Origin of the sequence: Companilactobacillus zhongbaensis, assembly GCF_003946515.1 — a bacterium.
Lineage (GTDB): Bacteria > Bacillota > Bacilli > Lactobacillales > Lactobacillaceae > Companilactobacillus > Companilactobacillus zhongbaensis.
The window spans coordinates 62,559-80,444 of the sequence record NZ_RHOM01000004.1 but is presented as its reverse complement, the minus strand read 5'-3'; the positions used below and the strand labels follow the sequence as shown (position 1 = coordinate 80,444).

Genomic DNA, 17,886 nt, shown 5'->3' with positions numbered 1-17,886 from the left:
TATTTCTTGCAAGGTTTTTTCAAAACTGTTTAAATTATCTTGAAATCAATAAATGAATGGGGATAGTTTTTATGAAAATCTTGGGTGAAAAAATTCGTCACTACAGAAAATTAAGAGGCATCTCTCAGTCTGAATTGGCTGATGGCATTTGTACTCAAGCAACCGTAAGCTTGATCGAAAAGAAAGATAAGATTCCTTCAATGGAGATCTTGGTTCGTATTTGTGAAAGACTGTGTATCACAATGAACCTCGTAATTGTGAATGACGATAGTCAAATTTATTCAATCATTAGTGAGATCAAGAAGTTGTTTTATCAAGACGACTATGACTCGATCGTAGCTAAGTTGGACAAATTAAAAGACATTAACATCAACAATAAGCAAGAAATCAAATTGATCCACTTCTTTAGCGGATTAGTTGAATATGAAGTAGAAAAGAATTATGACAAGGCAATTTTTGACTTCAACCGGGCAATGAACGTCAATATTGTCAGTGTAGACATGTACGATATCTTGATCAACATCTATACAGCAAAGGCTTATGTAAACAAGGGTTCAGACGATGAAGCTAAAGTTTACTACGATCAATCAAAAGACTTGATCAAGTCTAGTGTAGAAAAGATCAACGATGAAAATTATCGTGATAGCATTTTGATTTACGCTAACATGGCTCAACTAGCTCTCGAGTTAGGTGACAATGAAAGTGTAATCGACTACGCTAACGAAGGTATCTACATTGCTAGAAAAGAACAATCATTGTTCAAACTAGATTCAATGTATTGCTACATGGCAGAAGCTGGCACTAAAGACGGTCAAAAGAGCGATGAAGATTACATCAAAGCTTATGTCATTTCAAGCATCAGTGAAAATAAGCACGTGTTTGATAATTTGAAGTCAAAAATCAGCAAGATGAGTTTAAACATTTTTAACAATTAATATTTAACGTTCTGTATACGTGTTTTTGTATGCAGGGCGTTTTTTTTTTTCCACAAAAAAAGAACATCGTGCAATTCACACGATGTTCTCTTTATTAACCATTATTTAGGTTTTCTAATTGATTTGTTATCTAGGTCAGTTCTTACAACCAATACATCACAAGCGGCTGTACGAGTTACGTACTCTGTTACAGAACCAATCAACAATCTTTCCATAGCATTCAAACCAGTTGCACCGATCATAATTAGGTCGACGTCTAATTTCTTTGGAAATTCTGTTGCAATGATGGCCTTTGGAGCACCATATTCGATGCTGTAGTCGATGTTTTCTAGACCGCCTTCTTTGGCAGTTTGGACATAGCCCTTAACAGTTTCTTTGGCTTTTTCAGTGATTTGTTCAACCATTGTTGAATCAAAACTGGAAACATTTTGGAAGGCTCTAGTATCGATAACGTGTACCAAATGTACGCTTGCGTCGTTTCTCTTTGCAACTTCGACTGCCTTTTTGAAAGCTAATTCAGATTCAAAAGATCCATCGATAGGAACAAGAATGTTTTTATATTGTTGTAACATAATAATCACCCCATGTTTTTAATATTGAATAGATAATACTTTCCTATAAGTTTATTTTAGTTGATTTTCGAAAATAAATACAGTTATCCACGAATATTACCTAAATAAATTGAAAAAGAAGCGGCTGTGATGCTTCCTAATAGTAGCGTAATGAAGTTGGCTTCCTTGCTTCCGAAGATCAAAATCAATATTCCGACGACTGATATCACTACTAACAAGATCGATGTGAATTTCATCGCACCTTGAAGTCGTGAATTGTCGGCTGGCGAATAGATCAAAAATTTTTTGTTCAAGTGAGACCATAAATTGTACGCCAATGCTAGTAGGAACAAGATGAATACTACCATTAACAGTTGGATAATCATATAATATTAACTCCGTTTCTTATTTTTTTTCAGTGAATTTATTTGGGTTAGTCGCATCTTTAATGCCTGTTCGTATTTACCAGTTTCTTTTGGTTGATAGTAGTTACGATTGACCAAATTATCTGGTAAGTATTGTTGTTCGACCCAATCGTTAGGATAATCGTGTGGATATTTGTAGCCAACACCATGTCCTAATTTGCTGGCGCCCTTGTAGTGGGCATCTTTTAAGTCGTCAGGGATAGAGTAAGCTTTGCCATCACGGACGTCGGCTAGGGCAGAATCGATGGCAGTGATGCCAGTGTCAGATTTCGGACATAAACATAAATCTATTACAGCGTCTGCTAGTGGGATTCGGGCTTCTGGCAGTCCTACCATTTGAGCAACTTGGCAAGCTTGGACTGCCCTGGAACAAGCTTGTGGGTTGGCTAAACCTACATCTTCATAGGCACAGACCATTAATCTTCTAATAGCAGTAGTCAATTCACCTGCTTCTAGTAGTCGTGCCAAATAGAGTAGGGCAGCATCGGGGTCACTTCCACGGATCGATTTTTGAAAAGCCGAAATGACATCGTAATGGCTGTCACCATCTTTATCCGCTGAGATTGCTTTTTTCTGGACTGATTCCTCAATGACTTGTAAAGAAATATGAATCGTTCCGTCCTCATCTGGTTGGGTCGACAAGACTGACAATTCCAATCCATTCAAGATACTGCGTAAATCGCAGTTTGTAGAGCTAACTAATAAGTTAAGGGCGTTTTCATCAATATCGACTGGATATTTGCCTAAGCCGTTTTCTGAGTCATTTAAGGCACGATGGACCGCTTGCTTCAGGTCATCAGCCTCTAAGGGCTTCAATTCAAAAATTTGAACTCGGGAGCGAATAGCAGGGCTGATGTTGATGTATGGATTTTCGGTCGTTGCACCAATCAAGATGATCGAACCACTCTCAAGAAGTGGTAGTAAAAAGTCTTGTTTTGTCTTATCGAGTCGATGGATCTCATCTAGTAATAAGACAACTGTGCCACTCATCTTAGCTTCTTCCGCAACGATCTGGAGATCCTTTTTACTGTCAGTTGCCGCATTTAGCATTCGGAATGCATATTTGGTACTACCAGCGATAGCACTAGCAATACTAGTTTTTCCGATGCCAGGTGGTCCATAAAGAATCATTGAGCTGAGCATTTTTGCTTGGACCATTCGCCGAATGATTTTATTTTTGCCGACTAGATGTTGTTGTCCCACGATTTCATCGAGGTTAGTCGGTCGCATTCGATATGCTAGTGGTTTTTGCATATTTTCTCCTTTATAATCAATATATAATTACTATTTTACATCAAAGGTCGTATGTATATGTTTAGTCAAAAAGATTTCTTAGTTTTTAATGATGATACTTTGACCGGGCGACTTGATTTGATCAAAGAAAAGATCGATCCTTCTTTTGAAAAAATCGGTTCTGACTTGTTGGCTGCCTTGGAGAAAAAGTATCAAGAAAAGTTTTACATGAAAATTGCCAAGCACCAACGTCGGACGAATAATCCGCCTCCAGATACTTGGTTGGCAATTTCTCAAGATAAACGTGGTTATAAGAAGAATCCTCACGTGGAGTTGGGACTTTGGCCTGATCGGTATTTTGTTACTTTTAGTTTGCTGGCCGATGTTTATGATCGTCAGGAGTTTTATCCTTTGTTGGAGAGTATATCTGATCGGATCGTTGGTAGTGATCTTGGAGTTTCTAATGATCATACTGCTCCGGAGCTTTTGGATAGTGGTGCTTTTCCTGATGTTTTGGAGCGGTATAAGTCGGTTAAGTCTAGTGATTTGGTTATTGGGTTTGATTTGATGGCTGATAGTTCTGTTGTTGCTGCTGGTGGGTTTGATTCTTTGTTGTTTGATCGGTTTATGGAGCTTTGTGAGTTTATGGTTGAGTTTAATCGTGGATGATTTTTGGGCGCATTGGCGCCTTTTTTTTGTTTTGTGGGGATGGTGGTGGTATTTTGGTGTGGCGGTTCACTGCCGACTCCGGGGCCCGGGGATACAGCCGCTGGAACGTGGTGGGCACATTTTGAACCAATCGAGCATAAACCGCTCGCTTGTTTCAAAACTGCACCTTCTTCTAAGCTCCTTTGTCGCTAAGAAGAATCTCACCACTGAGGGCTGTATCCCCGGGCCCCTCCGTCTAGATGGTGCACCAATACAATTTTTTTTGGTGGGGACCTAGTTTTTTTTGATCAAGTTGGCACTATTTGCGCGTCCTGGGTTTTGCGGTCTATCTCAGTTTCTACCTTGGTTTGTAAGATTTAAAACCAAAAGAAAAACCAAAACCCAAAATACGTTTTTTTCTTGCTCGCGTGTTCGTTCCTCACACTCTCGTAGTGTCGTTGTTGGTGATGTGGAGGATTTTTGGACAAAAAAAAATCCACCGAAGTGGATTTTGACAAATATTAAAGAATTTGGTTGTAGTATTCAACGATTAGAGATTCATCAATATTTGGTTCTAATTCGTCACGTTCTGGTAGACGAACTAATGAGCCTGACATTTGGTTTTCGTCATAACTAACGAAACCAGGACGGCCAACTACGTTTTCAAGAGATTCTTTAACGATTTGCAAGTCTTTTGACTTTTCTCTTAAGCTGATAACTTGGCCAACTTTTACTTCGTATGAAGGAATGTCAACGCGCTTGCCATCAACTGTGATGTGACCATGGTTAACTAATTGACGTGCTTGTGGACGTGATGAGGCGAAGCCTAATCTGTAAACAAGGTTGTCAAGACGTTCTTCAAGAAGAACCATCAAGTTAACACCGTGGATGCCGTCAAGTTTACCGGCACGCAAGAACAAGTTACGGAATTGACGTTCGTTTACGTCATACATGAAACGTAATTTTTGCTTTTCACGTAATTGTGAACCGTATTCTGAGATCTTACGACGTTGGTTTTGACCATGTTGGCCTGGTGCGTAGTTTCTACGAGCTAATTCTTTACCTGTACCTGAAAGTGATATGCCTAAACGACGTGATAACTTCCAGCGAGGTCCTGTATATCTAGACATTAATTTGTCCTCCAAAAATTTTGATTGGAGTAAAATAATTTAACAAGAGTTTAGCATTCGTTCAGTTATCGTTACAATCTTCACCTCGTGCAGCCGCAGGTTACTAATTGCACTATATCCAGCCGATAACTGTTGACGAGCTTGCCGCTCTTTGCTGCATATTTTACACAAAGGCTAGTGTACCGTGATTAGGTATTATTGTCAAAACATTTTTTTCGTGAAAACGTATTGCAGAGGTGTTAACGGTGGAGTGGTTTATCTGTTTGGTATGGATATATTGAATTAGATGGTTATCTGTATTGTTATCTATTTGATATGATGCGGTTTGGATTTTGGTTTTTATACTTGAGGATACGAAAACGCGTTCTGGGACGGAGCAGGCACGGATTTGTTGGTTACATATAGATATAATCATCTTTATCGACTAAACTTGCTGCAATTTGAATGGTGATTTTAATCTTTATCCTCAAGGATGCTGAAACGAGCTCCAGGCGACAGCGGCCTCCGGTTAACACGGGTGGTCGAGGCGCGGCTTTGCCGCACCTTGTTCGACCACCCGCGTTAATCCTCAGCAGCTGACCGTCGCCTTCCGCTCTCTGCTTTTATAATATTTTAAATCTTTATTATGAAACCTTAGTAATTCATTTTCAACATACCTATTTTGGTATAATAACGGAGATAAATGACTCGGTAAAGTAGCTAGGGGTGTAATTTTGTTTGTATTTATTATAATAGTAATTTTATTGATCCTGATGTTTTTGTGGTACATGTGGTTTCTTCAAAAACGCAACAATAGTGAGCTTCAATTGTTTAAGGATCGTACTGAAAAGTTAAAAGAAGATATTTTTGAAGATCAGATTGAATCTTTAGAAGAGATGAAGCTGACAGGGGCCAGTTTGGAGAGTTTTGGTAAAGGGAAGCAAGATTATTCCAAGTTGCAAAACGAGACTGTTCCTAAGTTATTGGCGCAAATTAGTAATGCTCTCAATCGTAATTCGAATTTCAACGTTTTTGGTGCTGCTTCTGATTTGAAGAAAATCAAAGTTCAAGTCGAAGATGTTGAAAGTCAATTCAACGATATCGATGCTGTTTTTACTAAGATCGTAGAAAGTAATAAGCAAAACGCCTCTACTAGCGAAGTCCTTCACGGTGATTATGAGAAATTGCGTAAAGAGATTTTGACTAAGTCCTTCAATTATGGTCCAGCGACTGAAAAATTAGAATCAGAATTAAATGAGATTGCCGGATTTTTAGACGAAGAAAAGAAGTTGACTAGTCAAGGAGATCATTTGGAAGCTCGTCAATATTTAGATGATGCTAAAGTTAAGCTTTCCATGATCAAAGATCAAGTTCAATTGATTGTTCCACTTTTTAAAGATCTCGATAAGGTTTTTCCTGGTCAGATTGAAGAGATCCAATCGGTTTACGAAAAATTGATCCAACAACAATATCGTTTTAGTATCGATATTGATAGTGAGATTAGTTCTGTTCAACAAAATATCGCAAAGTCTAACCAAGCCTTGAGCGATTTAAATTTTGATATTGTTGATTCAGTCAATGATAAGATCAAGGCTGATATTAATGACCTGTACGATAATTTAAGCTTAGAGATCAACGCTAAACGACAAGTTTTGAAACAACAAAAACCAGTTTTGGATTATTTGAACCATGCCAAATTCCAGCACAATCGTTTGGATGAGTATATTCAAACGCTCGAAGAAAATTATATTTTGAATGAACAAGATATGGATGACTTTAAGGCTCATGGACGGACACTTAGTCGGGTCATGACTGAATATGATCAAGATGTTCAAAGCATTGCTGATAAGAGTATGATTTTTTCTAAGGCTGAAGCTGATTTTAGAGAAATCGTTGCTGAGCTAGACAAGATCGAGTCGCGTGAGAAGACAATCAATGATAACTTGAATCAGATGCTTTCAAGTGAAGAGATTTCAAAGAAGAGTGTTGAAAAGTACGCTCATCGGATCCAATTACAGAAGAAGTCTTTGGAACAACTTAACTTGGGTGGTCTACCGGAAGACTATTTGGAATATTTCTTCATGGTTTCCGACGAGATCAAGAAATTGTACGACGCTTTGAATAGTGAACGGGTTAATATGGAAGATATTAGTAAACAAGTCATCGTGACTCAAGAAGATCTCGATAACTTAGTTGAAAAAACGCGCGATCTTAAAGAAAATGTTCTCTTAGACGAAAAACTGCTCCAATATGCTAATCGTTACGCTGATGAAGCTGATTTCAACGAGCAATTAATGAAAGCTAGAAGATTGTTCGATGAAGAATTCGAGTATGAACAAGCACTAGAAGTGATTTCTAAGGCACTCGAAACGATTGAACCAGGATCAGTTGCTCGAATAAAAGATACAATTAGTGCATGATCGGACATTTTGTTGTAAATTATAATAGGTAAAAAAATTAAGGCCGCTAAGGCCTTTTTATTTTGGTGGGAAAATTATGATATATTTTGATAATAGTGCAACTACAAAAATTGAGGATTCGGTTTTAAATACTTATAATGTCGCGAGTCAACAATACTTCGGCAATCCTTCAAGTTTACACAAACTAGGTTTGAAGGCTTTTGAACTACTAGAATCTTCGCGAAAGAATATTGCTAAGTTAATGAACTTTCAACCACACGAAGTTTTCTTCACTAGTGGTGGTACCGAGGGTAACAACTGGATCATTAAGGGAACTGCATTTAAGAAGCGAGAATTCGGAAAACACATCATTACTTCAGCAGTTGAACATCCATCCGTTATCAACACGATGACGCAACTAGAACAACTGGGTTTTGACGTGACATATTTGCCAGTTGATAAAACTGGTCACGTTAGAGTTTCTGATTTGAAAAATGCCATTAGACCTGATACTATTTTAGTTTCGATCATGGCAGTTAATAATGAAGTTGGTTCGATCGAACCGATCACGGATATTGCCCGCGTGTTGGATGACTATCCAAGTATTAGTTTTCACGTTGATGGTACTCAAGCAATCGGTAAGGGATTAGATGAACAATTCATTGACCCTCGAGTAGACTACTTTACTTTCTCAGGTCATAAGTTCCACGCACCTCGTGGTATCGGCTTTATTTATATGAAGACTGGTAAGCAACTAGAACCATTGATGGCTGGTGGCGGTCAAGAAAAGGGTCAACGGAGTGGAACTGAGAACACACCTGCAATTGCTGCAATGGCTCGTGCTTTGCGATTGCTCAAAGACAATGAAGCACAAAAAGCAGCCGAAATGTTGAAGTTAAAAACAATGTTAGTTGAGCATCTAGAAACTTTAGATAACGTTCATATTTTTTCAAAATTGGCTGACGATTTTGCCCCACACATTATTTGTTTCACACTCGATGGTGTAAGAGGCGAGACTATCGTCCACACTTTTGAAGACCGTGACATTTACATTTCAACAACGAGTGCTTGCTCATCCAAAAAAGGACTCGAATCGAGTACCTTAAAAGCAATGAATACCCAAGAGAGTATTGCTACAAGTGCAGTCCGTGTCAGCTTAGATGAAAATAATACAGAAGCAGAAATGAAAGAATTTATTAAAAATTTGGACGAGATCCACGATCATTTTCAAATTTTAAACTAGGAGAAATTAATGCAATATACTGAAATCATGGTTCGTTACGGCGAACTTTCGACTAAAGGCAAGAATAGAAAGAGTTTCATCGGCCGTTTACACGGTAATGTGACGAAAGTTTTGAAGGATTTCCCTGACTTGAAGTTGCAACCACATCGTGACCGTTTGCACATTAAATTAAATGGGACAGATGCAACTCCCGTAATGGAAAAATTAAAGCGTGTCTTCGGGATCCAAACTTTTTCATTGAGTGTCAAAGTTTCTAAAGACTTTGAAGACGTTAAGAAAAAAGCTGTTGAGATGATGCATGAAGCTTATCAACCAGGAGACAGTTTTAAGGTCGCTACTAAGCGTTCTGATCATTCATACCCATTGGATACTAATCAAATCAACTTGCAATTAGGGGATGCTATTTGTGAAGAATTCCCTGATATTCCAGTTGAAATGAAACGTCCAGATATTAAGATATCTGTTGAAGTACGCCAAGACGGCATTTACTTATCATATTTGACTGTTAAAGGTGCTGGAGGCTTACCAGTCGGAACAGCAGGTAAGGCTATGTTGATGCTTTCCGGAGGGATCGATTCACCGGTGGCTGGATACTTGGCAATGAAACGTGGAGTTGATATTGAAATGGTTCATTTCTTCAGTCCTCCTTACACTTCAGAACAAGCTTTGAATAAGGCTAAGGAATTAACTAGCAAGTTGACGGTTTACGGTGGAAACATCAAGTTCATCGAAGTGCCATTTGCAGAAATTCAAGAGACAATCAAAGCTTCAGTTCCTGAAGGATATTTGATGACGATCCAACGTCGTTTCATGCTCCGTTTGACTGACTTGTTGAGAGAACAAGAGGGCGGCTTAGCTATTTTTAATGGTGAGGCTGTTGGACAAGTTGCATCACAAACGCTTGAAAGTATGGCAGCGATAAACGATGTCACAACTACACCAATCTTGCGCCCAGTAGCAACGATGGATAAGACAGAGATCATCAAACTAGCTGAAGATATCGACACGTTCAACTTGTCGATCCAGCCTTTTGAAGACTGCTGTACTGTCTTTGCTCCACCAGCACCAAAGACGCGACCAGGTATCGAAAAGACTCGTGAATTTGAAAAAGTTCTCGATATCGATGGCTTGATCCAACGTGCCTTAGATGGCGTAAAGATCGTTACGATTGAACATGGCGACCACTTCATGGAAAAAGATCAAGACGAAATTAATGATTTACTATAAAATTGTTTGACGATTTACAAGATTTGTTTTAATATCAATTCAACAGCTATGAACAGGAGTGTTAATAATTCTTGATCTCAGAGAGAGTAGGGTATCTGGAAACTACTTGATCAAGACTACTAACTGTTACCTGCGAGCTATCATAATGATCGGGCCATCCGTTATCTGTAAGTGAAGGGTATTATTACCCTTAATTTAGGTGGCACCGCGAGCATTCGTCCTATCCAGGGACGGGTGCTTTTTTTGTTTTACTGGATTTATAAAGAGCAATGGAGGAAATTATGAGACAAATCGATATGGATACTAAATACAATCCGACCGAAGTTGAAAAAGGACGTTATCAAACTTGGTTGGATGAAGGAGTTTTCACTCCTTCTGGCGACAAGAAAGCTAAACCTTACTCAATCGTTATCCCACCTCCAAATGTTACTGGTAAGTTGCATTTGGGCCATGCTTGGGATACTACGATCCAAGATACATTGATCAGATACAAACGTATGCAAGGCTACGATACTTTGTATCTACCAGGTATGGATCATGCTGGTATTGCTACACAAGCCAAAGTTGAAGCTAAGCTTCGTGAACAAGGAATTTCTCGTTACGACTTAGGCCGTGAAAAATTCGTTCAAGAAGTTTGGAAGTGGAAAGACGAATTCGCTGGAATTATCAAATCACAATGGGGTAAGTTAGGACTTTCATTAGATTACTCACGTGAAAGATTTACTTTGGACGAAGGACTCTCAAAGGCCGTTCGTAAAGTCTTCGTTAAGTTGTACAACGAAGGTTTGATCTATCGTGGCGAATACATCATCAACTGGGATCCAGAACTTCAAACTGCCTTGTCAGATATCGAAGTTAACCATAAAGATGATAAAGGTGCTTTTTATCACGTTAAGTATCCATATGCTGATGGCTCAGGCTACATTGAAATTGCGACAACTCGTCCAGAAACAATGTTTGGTGATATTGCCATTGCCGTTAATCCGGATGATGACCGTTACAAGGATCTCGTTGGTAAAGAAGTTATCGTTCCACTAGTTGATCGTAAAGTTCCGATCATCACTGATCACTACGTAGATAAAGACTTCGGTACTGGTATGGTTAAGATCACACCAGCTCATGACCCTAACGACTTCTTAGTTGGTAATCGTCATGATCTCAAACGGATCAATACTATGAATCCAGATGGAACTATGAACGAAAATGCCGGTAAGTACAACGGCATGGATCGTTTTGAAGCTAGAAAAGCTATCGTTTCCGACCTTAAAGATCAAGATTACATGCTTAATGTTGAACCTATCACTCACAGTGTTGGACATTCAGAACGTTCTGGTGCTCAAGTTGAACCAAGACTTTCAACACAATGGTTCGTTAAGATGAAGCCATTAGCTGAATTAGCTTTGAAGAATCAAGAAGGTGACGACAAAGTTAACTTTGTTCCTGATCGTTTTGAACATACATTTACTCAATGGATGGAAAACGTTCATGACTGGGTTATCTCACGTCAATTGTGGTGGGGTCATCAAATCCCTGCTTGGTATAACAAGAAAACTGGTGAGATGTATGTTGGCGAAGAAGCACCTAAGGACATCGAAAACTGGGATCAAGAACAAGATGTTCTCGATACTTGGTTCTCAAGTGCTTTGTGGCCATTTTCAACCATGGGTTGGCCAGATGAAGACAGTGCTGACTACAAGCGCTACTTCCCAACAGATACATTAGTAACTGGTTACGATATTATTTTCTTCTGGGTCTCAAGAATGATTTTCCAAAGTTTGAAATTTACTGACAGACGCCCATTTGAACACGTTGTTATTCACGGCTTGATCCGTGACGAACAGGGTAGAAAGATGAGTAAGTCACTAGGTAATGGTATTGACCCAATGGACGTTATCGACAAGTACGGTGCTGATGCATTACGTTGGTTCTTGATGGTCGGTTCAACTCCTGGACAAGATACTAGATTTAGTTATGATAAGATGGATTCAGCTTGGAACTTCATCAACAAGATCTGGAATGCTAGTCGTTTCGTTATTATGAACTTGGACGATGACACTCCAGCCATGGATGATCTATCTAAAGTCAGTCAATATGACTTAACTGACAAATGGATCTTAGCTAAACTTAATACAACAGTTAACGAAGTTAGCCGCTTGCTCGACAAATTTGAATTTGGTGAAGCTGGCAGAAATCTTTATAACTTTATTTGGAACGATTTCTGTGACTGGTACATCGAAATGAGTAAAGCTACATTAACTGGTGATGACGAAACTGCCAAAGCTCAAAAGAGAATGATCTTGACTTACGTCTTAGATCAAACGTTGAGATTGATGCATCCGATCATGCCTTTCGTTACTGAAAAAATCTGGTTATCAATGCCTCATAATGGCAAATCTATTTCACTCGCTAAATACCCTGAAAACCATGATGAACTTAAGGATGACAGTGCAGTAGAACAAATGGAAGTCTTGATCGACTTGATCAAGTCAGTTAGAAAGATTCGTTTGGAAGCAAATGCTCCACTTTCTAATGCCATTGATATTTTCATCAAGCCTCAAACAGAAGAAATCAAAGAAATTCTTTTGAATAACCAAGAATACATCGACCGTTTTGCTCATCCAAAGGAATTGAAGATCGAAACTGATATGAAAGCTCCAGAATTAGCAATGACTGGTGTAACTAATGCAACTGAAGTTTATATCCCATTGGCTGAATTGATCGATCTTGACGAAGAAATCAAACGTCAAGAAGAAGAAATGGCTAAGATGGATTCAGAAATTTCCCGTATTAATAAGAAACTTTCGAATGAAAACTTCGTCAGCAAAGCACCTGAAAAAGTTGTCGCTGAACAAAAGACTAAGTTGGCAGATTATCAATCACGTCAAGATAAGATCAGTCAACGTATCGCACAACTTAAGAAAAATAAGTAAAAAAAACAAAAACATCTAGCCGAGACGACTAGATGTTTTTTTTAAGGAAATGTTATGATCAAAACTTATCAAGAAGCAATCAATTATATTCACGGACTACCACGAATGCATAAGCGTAATGATTTGTCAGATATTAAGCATGCCCTTAAACGGTTAGGTGATCCGCAAAATTCATACAAGACGGTCCACGTGACGGGAACCAATGGTAAAGGATCGACCGTCAACTATTTGGCTAACCTTTTGGAACAAACTAATGATCGAGTAGGGATGTTCACATCACCTTATGTGGTGAAATTCAATGAGCGGATCCAGATCAACCATCAAATGATCAGTGACGAAGAAGTGGTCAAACTAGTCAATTTCATCATTGAAAAAACTGCCGGGATCGACTTGATCGAGTTTGAATTCGTGACCGTCATGGGATTCTTGTACTTTCGTGATCGTGTCGACATCGCTATCATCGAAGTTGGTATCGGCGCTGAACATGATAAGACGAATGTCATTAACCCAGAATTGTCGATCATTACTTCCGTTGAATTGGATCACGAAAAGATTATCGGACCAACCATCCAGGACATTGCACGAGAAAAGTCGGGTATCATCAAACCTCACATTCCCATTGTCTGTGGTGAGTTACCAGATGAAGTTAGAAATATAATTTATGAACGCGCTAACACACAAGATAGTGACTTGTATGAATTAGATAAAGATTTTTTTGTAGAAAAATTTAGCACAAAAGAATTTAAAAATCGATTTACTTATGATGAAAAATTAGTTACAATTCAAGCTATCCAAGTCTTTGGATTTGAACGAACGGATTCACAAAATGCTGCAATTGCGATCAAGGCATTTCTTATTTTGGAACAGCAGTCACAAACCCAGTCATATAGCCGGTTGATCAAAGAATCAATTGATGATCATCGACTGTTAGGAAGGGAACAGATCGTCCAAAACGACCCATTAGTGATAATGGATGGGGCGCATAATTTGGCTGCCGTGGACAATTTAATAAATTCTTTAAATGCAAACTGGCCTAAAAAAGATATAATTATCTTGTATACAGGGATGAAGGACAAGGATAGAGCCGATATCTTAACTTTATTAGCTCCAAAAGTCCAAGCAGTATATGTGTCGAATCTCTCATTATCTCGAGCTGCTAAAGAAAGTGATTATGATTTAGAAGGCTTTGATAACGTTGAATTTGTTGAGGACTACCATCAGAAGATCGACCAAGTCATGAGTCAACAGACTTCGAAGCAGATTTTCTTGATCACCGGATCTTTTTATTTAATTTCGGAGTTAGAAAACAAATTTAAATCGTAATTTATTACATGATGATAAATATACGAGAAAAACTTCAAAAGCATGGTACAACCGCATTAACAACTCAGGAACTGATCGCAGTTATTTTGGGCAAAGGAACCAGAGGCTGCGATGTCACGAAGCTTTCGGCTAACGTGTTGATCGGTTCTGATAATCTGAGAAGATTAAATTTGGATACTTTATTACAACAAAAGGGTGTAGGTAGTGCTCAGGCCTGCAAACTAATGGCAGCTATCGAATTAGGTGCCAGAAAAGTCGAGCGCGATGCGATTCCTACAGAACAAATTTCGATGTCGAAATTAGGGAAGCATCTCATTAAAAAAATCGGAAATTCACCACAGGAAAAATTAATAGCAGTTTATTTAGATAATGGATTCCATGTCATTGAGGAGAGAACGATTTTTATTGGTACAGTTGATTCAGCTACGGTCCATCCGCGCGATATTTTGCGAGTCGGACTTAAGTTGTCAGCTCCCCAACTGATCATTTCTCACAACCATCCAGGAGGTAGCTTAGTAGCTTCTCCGGAAGATCGGAGGTTCTCCGATCGCCTCAAAGAGTGTTGCGAATTGGTTGGAATAAATTTTGTTGATCATATTATTGTTACTTCGCATGAATTTTTGAGCTTTAAAGCTCAAGATTTAATTTGATGTTCAATAGCTCAGTTGCTTTAAATTGGCACGTTATATGATATAATTTTGGTTAGTGTAAATGTGGTGCGCAATTAAAGGAGAGTAAAAAATTGTTTGGTATAGGATCAAAAAAAGTTGGTATTGACTTAGGTACAGCAAATACGCTTGTTTTTGTCGAAAGCAAGGGTATCGTTTTAAATGAACCATCAGTAGTTGCAAAGAACAACAACACTGGTGAAATCGTAGCAGTTGGTTCTGATGCGAGAGAAATGATCGGACGTACACCCGGCAGTATATCTGCGATTCGTCCAATGCGTGATGGTGTGATCGCTGATTACGACACAACAGCCGCTATGATGAAATACTTCATCGAAAAGACTACTGGAAATTCTAAACCTAGTGTTATGGTTTGTGTTCCTAGTGGTGTTACAGAAGTTGAAAAGAGAGCTGTTATCGAAGCTACTCAACACGCAGGTGCTAAAGAAGCTTACGTGATCGAAGAACCATTTGCCGCTGCAATTGGTGCTGGACTTCCAGTTATGGATCCAACAGGTAACATGGTTGTTGATATTGGTGGTGGTACTACTGATGTTGCAACTATTTCACTTGGTGGTATCGTATCTTCACGTTCAATTAGAGTAGCTGGAGATAAATTTGATGAGTCGATCTCAGCATATATCAAAACAAACTTTAATTTGCAAATCGGTGAAAGAACATCCGAAGACGTTAAAATGCAAGTAGGTTCAGCTTCAATTGAGAAGTCAAAAGAACTTGAATCAATGCAAATTCGTGGTCGTGACTTAGTGACAGGTCTTCCAAAGACTATCACCCTTGAAGGTGAAGATGTCGCAACAGCCATCCATGAAGATGTTCAAGAAATCATTGAAACAATCAAAGAAACTCTTGAAGAAACATCACCAGAAATTGCTGCTGATGTGATCGATCATGGTATCGTACTTACTGGTGGTGGTGCACTATTGCATCATTTACCAGAGGTTATCTCTGAAGCAACTGGGGTGCCTGTATTTATCGCGCAAGACCCACTAGATTGTGTAGCTATCGGTACTGGAGAATCACTCAAGAATATCGATGTAATGCGTCGTCAAAAATAAGCGGGGATGCCCCGCTTTTTTATTTGTTTTTTGTTTAAAGGTAGGAGGAAGAAATGCAAAAGTTTTTTTCAAATAAAAAGTTAATTATTTTAATGATAATCATTATCGTGACTTTTGGACTCTTGGCGGTATCTGTCAACGTCAGAGATAAAAAAGAAACTCCTCCTTTTGTGCAACAAGTCGGCAATGATGTGGTCAGCGTTGTGGGTGGTGTCTTTGCATACCCAGTTAATGCCGTGAAAAATGCCTCATCAGAATTTTCTGATCTTTACAACACTTATCAAGAAAATCGTCGCTTGAAGTCAAAAATAGATGATTTAGCTCAAAATCAAGCTAAATTAAAAGTCGTTCAAGACGAAAATAAGAAGCTTAAACAAGAACTTAAACTAAACAGTACTTTAACAGATTACGATACGGTCAACGCTTCCGTTTTGACACGTAGTCCAAGCAGTTGGCAAAACTACTTAACGATCAATCGTGGTGAAACGAGTGGCTTGAAGAAGAACATGCCAGTTATGTCCGGTAAAGGTTTGATTGGTCGTATTATCGAAGTGGACAAGGTCAGTTCCAAAGTTGAATTAGTCTCAACTGATAACGAGATCAACGATAAATTTGCTGCGGAGATCCTCGACGACAATGCTACAAATGTAACCGGTGTGGTAAGTCGTTACGATGACAGCACTGGTGATATCGTCATGGAAAACGTTAATTCAGTTAAAGGTATCAAAAAGGGTCAAAAAGTTATTACATCTGGTTTAGGTGGTAGAACACCTCGTGGATTATATATTGGTAAAGTACATGGTCTGAAAAAGGACAACTATGGTATGACTAATTCGGTTTACATTACACCGGCAGCTGAATTACGTAATTTCACCGTAGTTACAGTTATCAAATCTTCGGTAAGTGGTGAAAAATAATGACTTTTAAAACTCGCAAGATGATCGGACAAGTGATTTTTATCTTGTTAGCATTTTACTTGGACGGTCTGATCAAGTGGTCATTTTTGAATAATATGAATACTGGTAATTTTACTATCGTTCCGCAATTGATGTTGATGGTCTTAGTATTGTTAACTTTCCGGATCGACAGTCGTAAGACCATTCTGACTTACGGGATCGTCTTTGGTTTGATCTATGATTCATACTATTTTGGCATCATCGGTCTTTATACGATCTTGTTGCCATTGATCCTAGTCGGGATCGACCACTATAAGTATTTATTTGCTAAGTCGTCAGTCGGCTATGAAATGTCAGTTTATTTCTTAGCTTTAACGACTTTGCAAGCTGGTGTTTTCTTACTAGAAAAATTATTTAGATTAGCTTCTGCTGATGTTGGTGATTTCATTACCTTCATTCTTGGCCCAACTTTATTGTGGAATATCGTCGTGTTTTTCATCCTGTATGTTCCTTTTGCTGATCTGAGTGATTGGCTGGTTAAATATAGGAGGGGAACTAAATGAGCGATGTCACTCTAAAGGGGAGTAAAGACGGTTTCGTAGTCGTCATTGATGATTCAAGTTCGTTTGATGATGCTTTAGCACAATTAAAGAATATGATCGTCGAGCAAACTATCGGAACTCAAGAAGATGATACGATCCAATTTACTGTTAAAACAGGCAATCGGCTTTTTAACGATGAGCAGTTGAAGAAAATCGAAGTAGTCTTCGAAAAATATCCACAAATTCAATTGAAAGATATTGAATCCGATGTTCTTTTAAAAACTGAATCTGAACAAATTATTGAAGACAATAAGATGAATATTGAAACAGGCATCGTGAGAAGTGGTCAAAAGAAAGAGTACAAAGGTGACGTGATCTTTCTTGGAACTTTGCATGAGGGTGCTCAAATTACGACCGATGGGACATTTTATTTGTTAGGACCAGTGCATGGAATCGTCCACGCTGGATATCCAGACAATACGAATGCTGCTATCGTTGGTAATTTAAATGGTGCTGCTCAGTATCGGATCGCCGATGTCGTGGAAATTGTGACTGAAGATGATGCCGACAAATTCCAAAACTTCAAGTTTGCTCACATTGATGATATGCACACTATTAGTGTTGAAGACTTGAATAATTATAAAGAAGTAATTAATGAACTAAGAAAGAGGACCGAGTAGT

General features: G+C 38.6%; 16 protein-coding genes and 1 other annotated feature. Of the genes, 12 read left to right on the top strand and 4 right to left on the bottom strand.

Going from position 1 to position 17,886, the window contains the following annotated elements:
* Positions 1–71 precede the first annotated feature (71 nt).
* Positions 72–935 (top strand): helix-turn-helix transcriptional regulator, encoded by an 864-nt coding sequence (locus tag EKM69_RS03055; RefSeq protein ID WP_125708006.1) that lies wholly within the window; start codon positions 72–74, stop codon positions 933–935.
* Between the two features lie 101 nt (positions 936–1,036).
* Here the strand turns inward: EKM69_RS03055 and EKM69_RS03050 are convergent, their stop codons facing one another.
* From EKM69_RS03050 to EKM69_RS03040, 3 genes are all read right to left on the bottom strand, one after another.
* Entirely contained in the window at positions 1,037–1,507 is a 471-nt protein-coding gene (locus EKM69_RS03050; protein ID WP_125708004.1) for a universal stress protein, read from the bottom strand.
* Between the two features lie 83 nt (positions 1,508–1,590).
* Entirely contained in the window at positions 1,591–1,872 is a 282-nt protein-coding gene (locus EKM69_RS03045) for a hypothetical protein (RefSeq protein WP_125708002.1), read from the bottom strand.
* A gap of 6 nt (positions 1,873–1,878) precedes the next feature.
* Entirely contained in the window at positions 1,879–3,165 is a 1,287-nt protein-coding gene (locus EKM69_RS03040) for a replication-associated recombination protein A (protein ID WP_125708000.1), read from the bottom strand.
* A 57-nt stretch (positions 3,166–3,222) separates the two neighbouring features.
* Between EKM69_RS03040 and EKM69_RS03035 the strand changes: the two genes are divergently transcribed.
* Positions 3,223–3,813, top strand: a complete 591-nt coding sequence (locus tag EKM69_RS03035) for a DUF1054 family protein (protein WP_125707998.1) — start codon at positions 3,223–3,225, stop codon at positions 3,811–3,813.
* A 500-nt stretch (positions 3,814–4,313) separates the two neighbouring features.
* Here the strand turns inward: EKM69_RS03035 and rpsD are convergent, their stop codons facing one another.
* Positions 4,314–4,922: a 30S ribosomal protein S4 gene (gene rpsD, locus EKM69_RS03030; protein ID WP_125707996.1), complete on the bottom strand. Its 609-nt coding sequence runs from the start codon at positions 4,920–4,922 to the stop codon at positions 4,314–4,316.
* 713 nt (positions 4,923–5,635) lie between these two features.
* Here rpsD and EKM69_RS03025 point away from each other — a divergent pair.
* The 10 genes from EKM69_RS03025 to EKM69_RS02980 all read left to right on the top strand — a co-directional run bounded on the left by EKM69_RS03025 (position 5,636) and on the right by EKM69_RS02980 (position 17,885).
* Positions 5,636–7,321 carry a septation ring formation regulator EzrA gene (locus EKM69_RS03025; RefSeq protein ID WP_125707994.1) on the top strand — a complete coding sequence of 562 codons (1,686 nt, stop codon included), beginning with the start codon at positions 5,636–5,638 and terminating at the stop codon, positions 7,319–7,321.
* Positions 7,322–7,397: 76 nt separating this feature from the next.
* Positions 7,398–8,543, top strand: coding sequence for a cysteine desulfurase family protein (locus EKM69_RS03020; RefSeq protein WP_125707992.1), 1,146 nt, complete (start codon positions 7,398–7,400; stop codon positions 8,541–8,543).
* A 9-nt stretch (positions 8,544–8,552) separates the two neighbouring features.
* Positions 8,553–9,770 carry a tRNA uracil 4-sulfurtransferase ThiI gene (thiI, locus tag EKM69_RS03015; protein ID WP_125707990.1) on the top strand — a complete coding sequence of 406 codons (1,218 nt, stop codon included), beginning with the start codon at positions 8,553–8,555 and terminating at the stop codon, positions 9,768–9,770.
* A gap of 39 nt (positions 9,771–9,809) precedes the next feature.
* Positions 9,810–9,996: a binding site (T-box leader), on the top strand.
* A 55-nt stretch (positions 9,997–10,051) separates the two neighbouring features.
* Positions 10,052–12,700, top strand: coding sequence for a valine--tRNA ligase (locus tag EKM69_RS03010; RefSeq protein WP_125707988.1), 2,649 nt, complete (start codon positions 10,052–10,054; stop codon positions 12,698–12,700).
* A 54-nt stretch (positions 12,701–12,754) separates the two neighbouring features.
* The gene (locus EKM69_RS03005; protein ID WP_125707986.1) at positions 12,755–14,023 is read left to right on the top strand and encodes a bifunctional folylpolyglutamate synthase/dihydrofolate synthase; all 1,269 of its coding nucleotides are present in this window, start codon (positions 12,755–12,757) and stop codon (positions 14,021–14,023) included.
* 11 nt (positions 14,024–14,034) lie between these two features.
* On the top strand, positions 14,035–14,673 hold the full coding sequence (gene radC / locus EKM69_RS03000) for a RadC family protein (RefSeq protein ID WP_225423821.1): 639 nt from the start codon (positions 14,035–14,037) through the stop codon (positions 14,671–14,673).
* 92 nt (positions 14,674–14,765) lie between these two features.
* Complete coding sequence (locus EKM69_RS02995; protein ID WP_125707982.1) at positions 14,766–15,767, top strand: rod shape-determining protein; 1,002 nt, start codon at positions 14,766–14,768, stop codon at positions 15,765–15,767.
* A gap of 53 nt (positions 15,768–15,820) precedes the next feature.
* The gene (gene mreC, locus EKM69_RS02990) at positions 15,821–16,684 is read left to right on the top strand and encodes a rod shape-determining protein MreC (protein ID WP_125707980.1); all 864 of its coding nucleotides are present in this window, start codon (positions 15,821–15,823) and stop codon (positions 16,682–16,684) included.
* A complete protein-coding gene (gene mreD, locus EKM69_RS02985) occupies positions 16,684–17,226 on the top strand; it encodes a rod shape-determining protein MreD (protein WP_125707978.1) in 543 nt (180 codons plus the stop codon). The genes mreC and mreD overlap by 1 nt, the downstream gene beginning before the upstream one ends.
* Complete coding sequence (locus tag EKM69_RS02980; RefSeq protein WP_125707976.1) at positions 17,223–17,885, top strand: septum site-determining protein MinC; 663 nt, start codon at positions 17,223–17,225, stop codon at positions 17,883–17,885. The genes mreD and EKM69_RS02980 overlap by 4 nt, the downstream gene beginning before the upstream one ends.
* The last annotated feature ends 1 nt before the right edge of the window (position 17,886 follow it).

Bases quoted from the DNA above. Each gene is read 5' to 3' on its own strand.
- rpsD (WP_125707996.1), bottom strand. From the start codon at position 4,922: ATGTCTAGATATACAGGACCTCGCTGGAAGTTATCACGTCGTTTAGGC.
- mreD (WP_125707978.1), top strand. From the start codon at position 16,684: ATGACTTTTAAAACTCGCAAGATGATCGGACAAGTGATTTTTATCTTG.
- EKM69_RS02980 (WP_125707976.1), top strand. From the start codon at position 17,223: ATGAGCGATGTCACTCTAAAGGGGAGTAAAGACGGTTTCGTAGTCGTC.
- EKM69_RS03040 (WP_125708000.1), bottom strand. From the start codon at position 3,165: ATGCAAAAACCACTAGCATATCGAATGCGACCGACTAACCTCGATGAA.
- EKM69_RS03020 (WP_125707992.1), top strand. From the start codon at position 7,398: ATGATATATTTTGATAATAGTGCAACTACAAAAATTGAGGATTCGGTT.
- EKM69_RS03005 (WP_125707986.1), top strand. From the start codon at position 12,755: ATGATCAAAACTTATCAAGAAGCAATCAATTATATTCACGGACTACCA.
- radC (WP_225423821.1), top strand. From the start codon at position 14,035: ATGATAAATATACGAGAAAAACTTCAAAAGCATGGTACAACCGCATTA.
- EKM69_RS03045 (WP_125708002.1), bottom strand. From the start codon at position 1,872: ATGATTATCCAACTGTTAATGGTAGTATTCATCTTGTTCCTACTAGCA.
- thiI (WP_125707990.1), top strand. From the start codon at position 8,553: ATGCAATATACTGAAATCATGGTTCGTTACGGCGAACTTTCGACTAAA.
- EKM69_RS03055 (WP_125708006.1), top strand. From the start codon at position 72: ATGAAAATCTTGGGTGAAAAAATTCGTCACTACAGAAAATTAAGAGGC.
- mreC (WP_125707980.1), top strand. From the start codon at position 15,821: ATGCAAAAGTTTTTTTCAAATAAAAAGTTAATTATTTTAATGATAATC.
- EKM69_RS03010 (WP_125707988.1), top strand. From the start codon at position 10,052: ATGAGACAAATCGATATGGATACTAAATACAATCCGACCGAAGTTGAA.
- EKM69_RS03050 (WP_125708004.1), bottom strand. From the start codon at position 1,507: ATGTTACAACAATATAAAAACATTCTTGTTCCTATCGATGGATCTTTT.
- EKM69_RS03035 (WP_125707998.1), top strand. From the start codon at position 3,223: ATGTTTAGTCAAAAAGATTTCTTAGTTTTTAATGATGATACTTTGACC.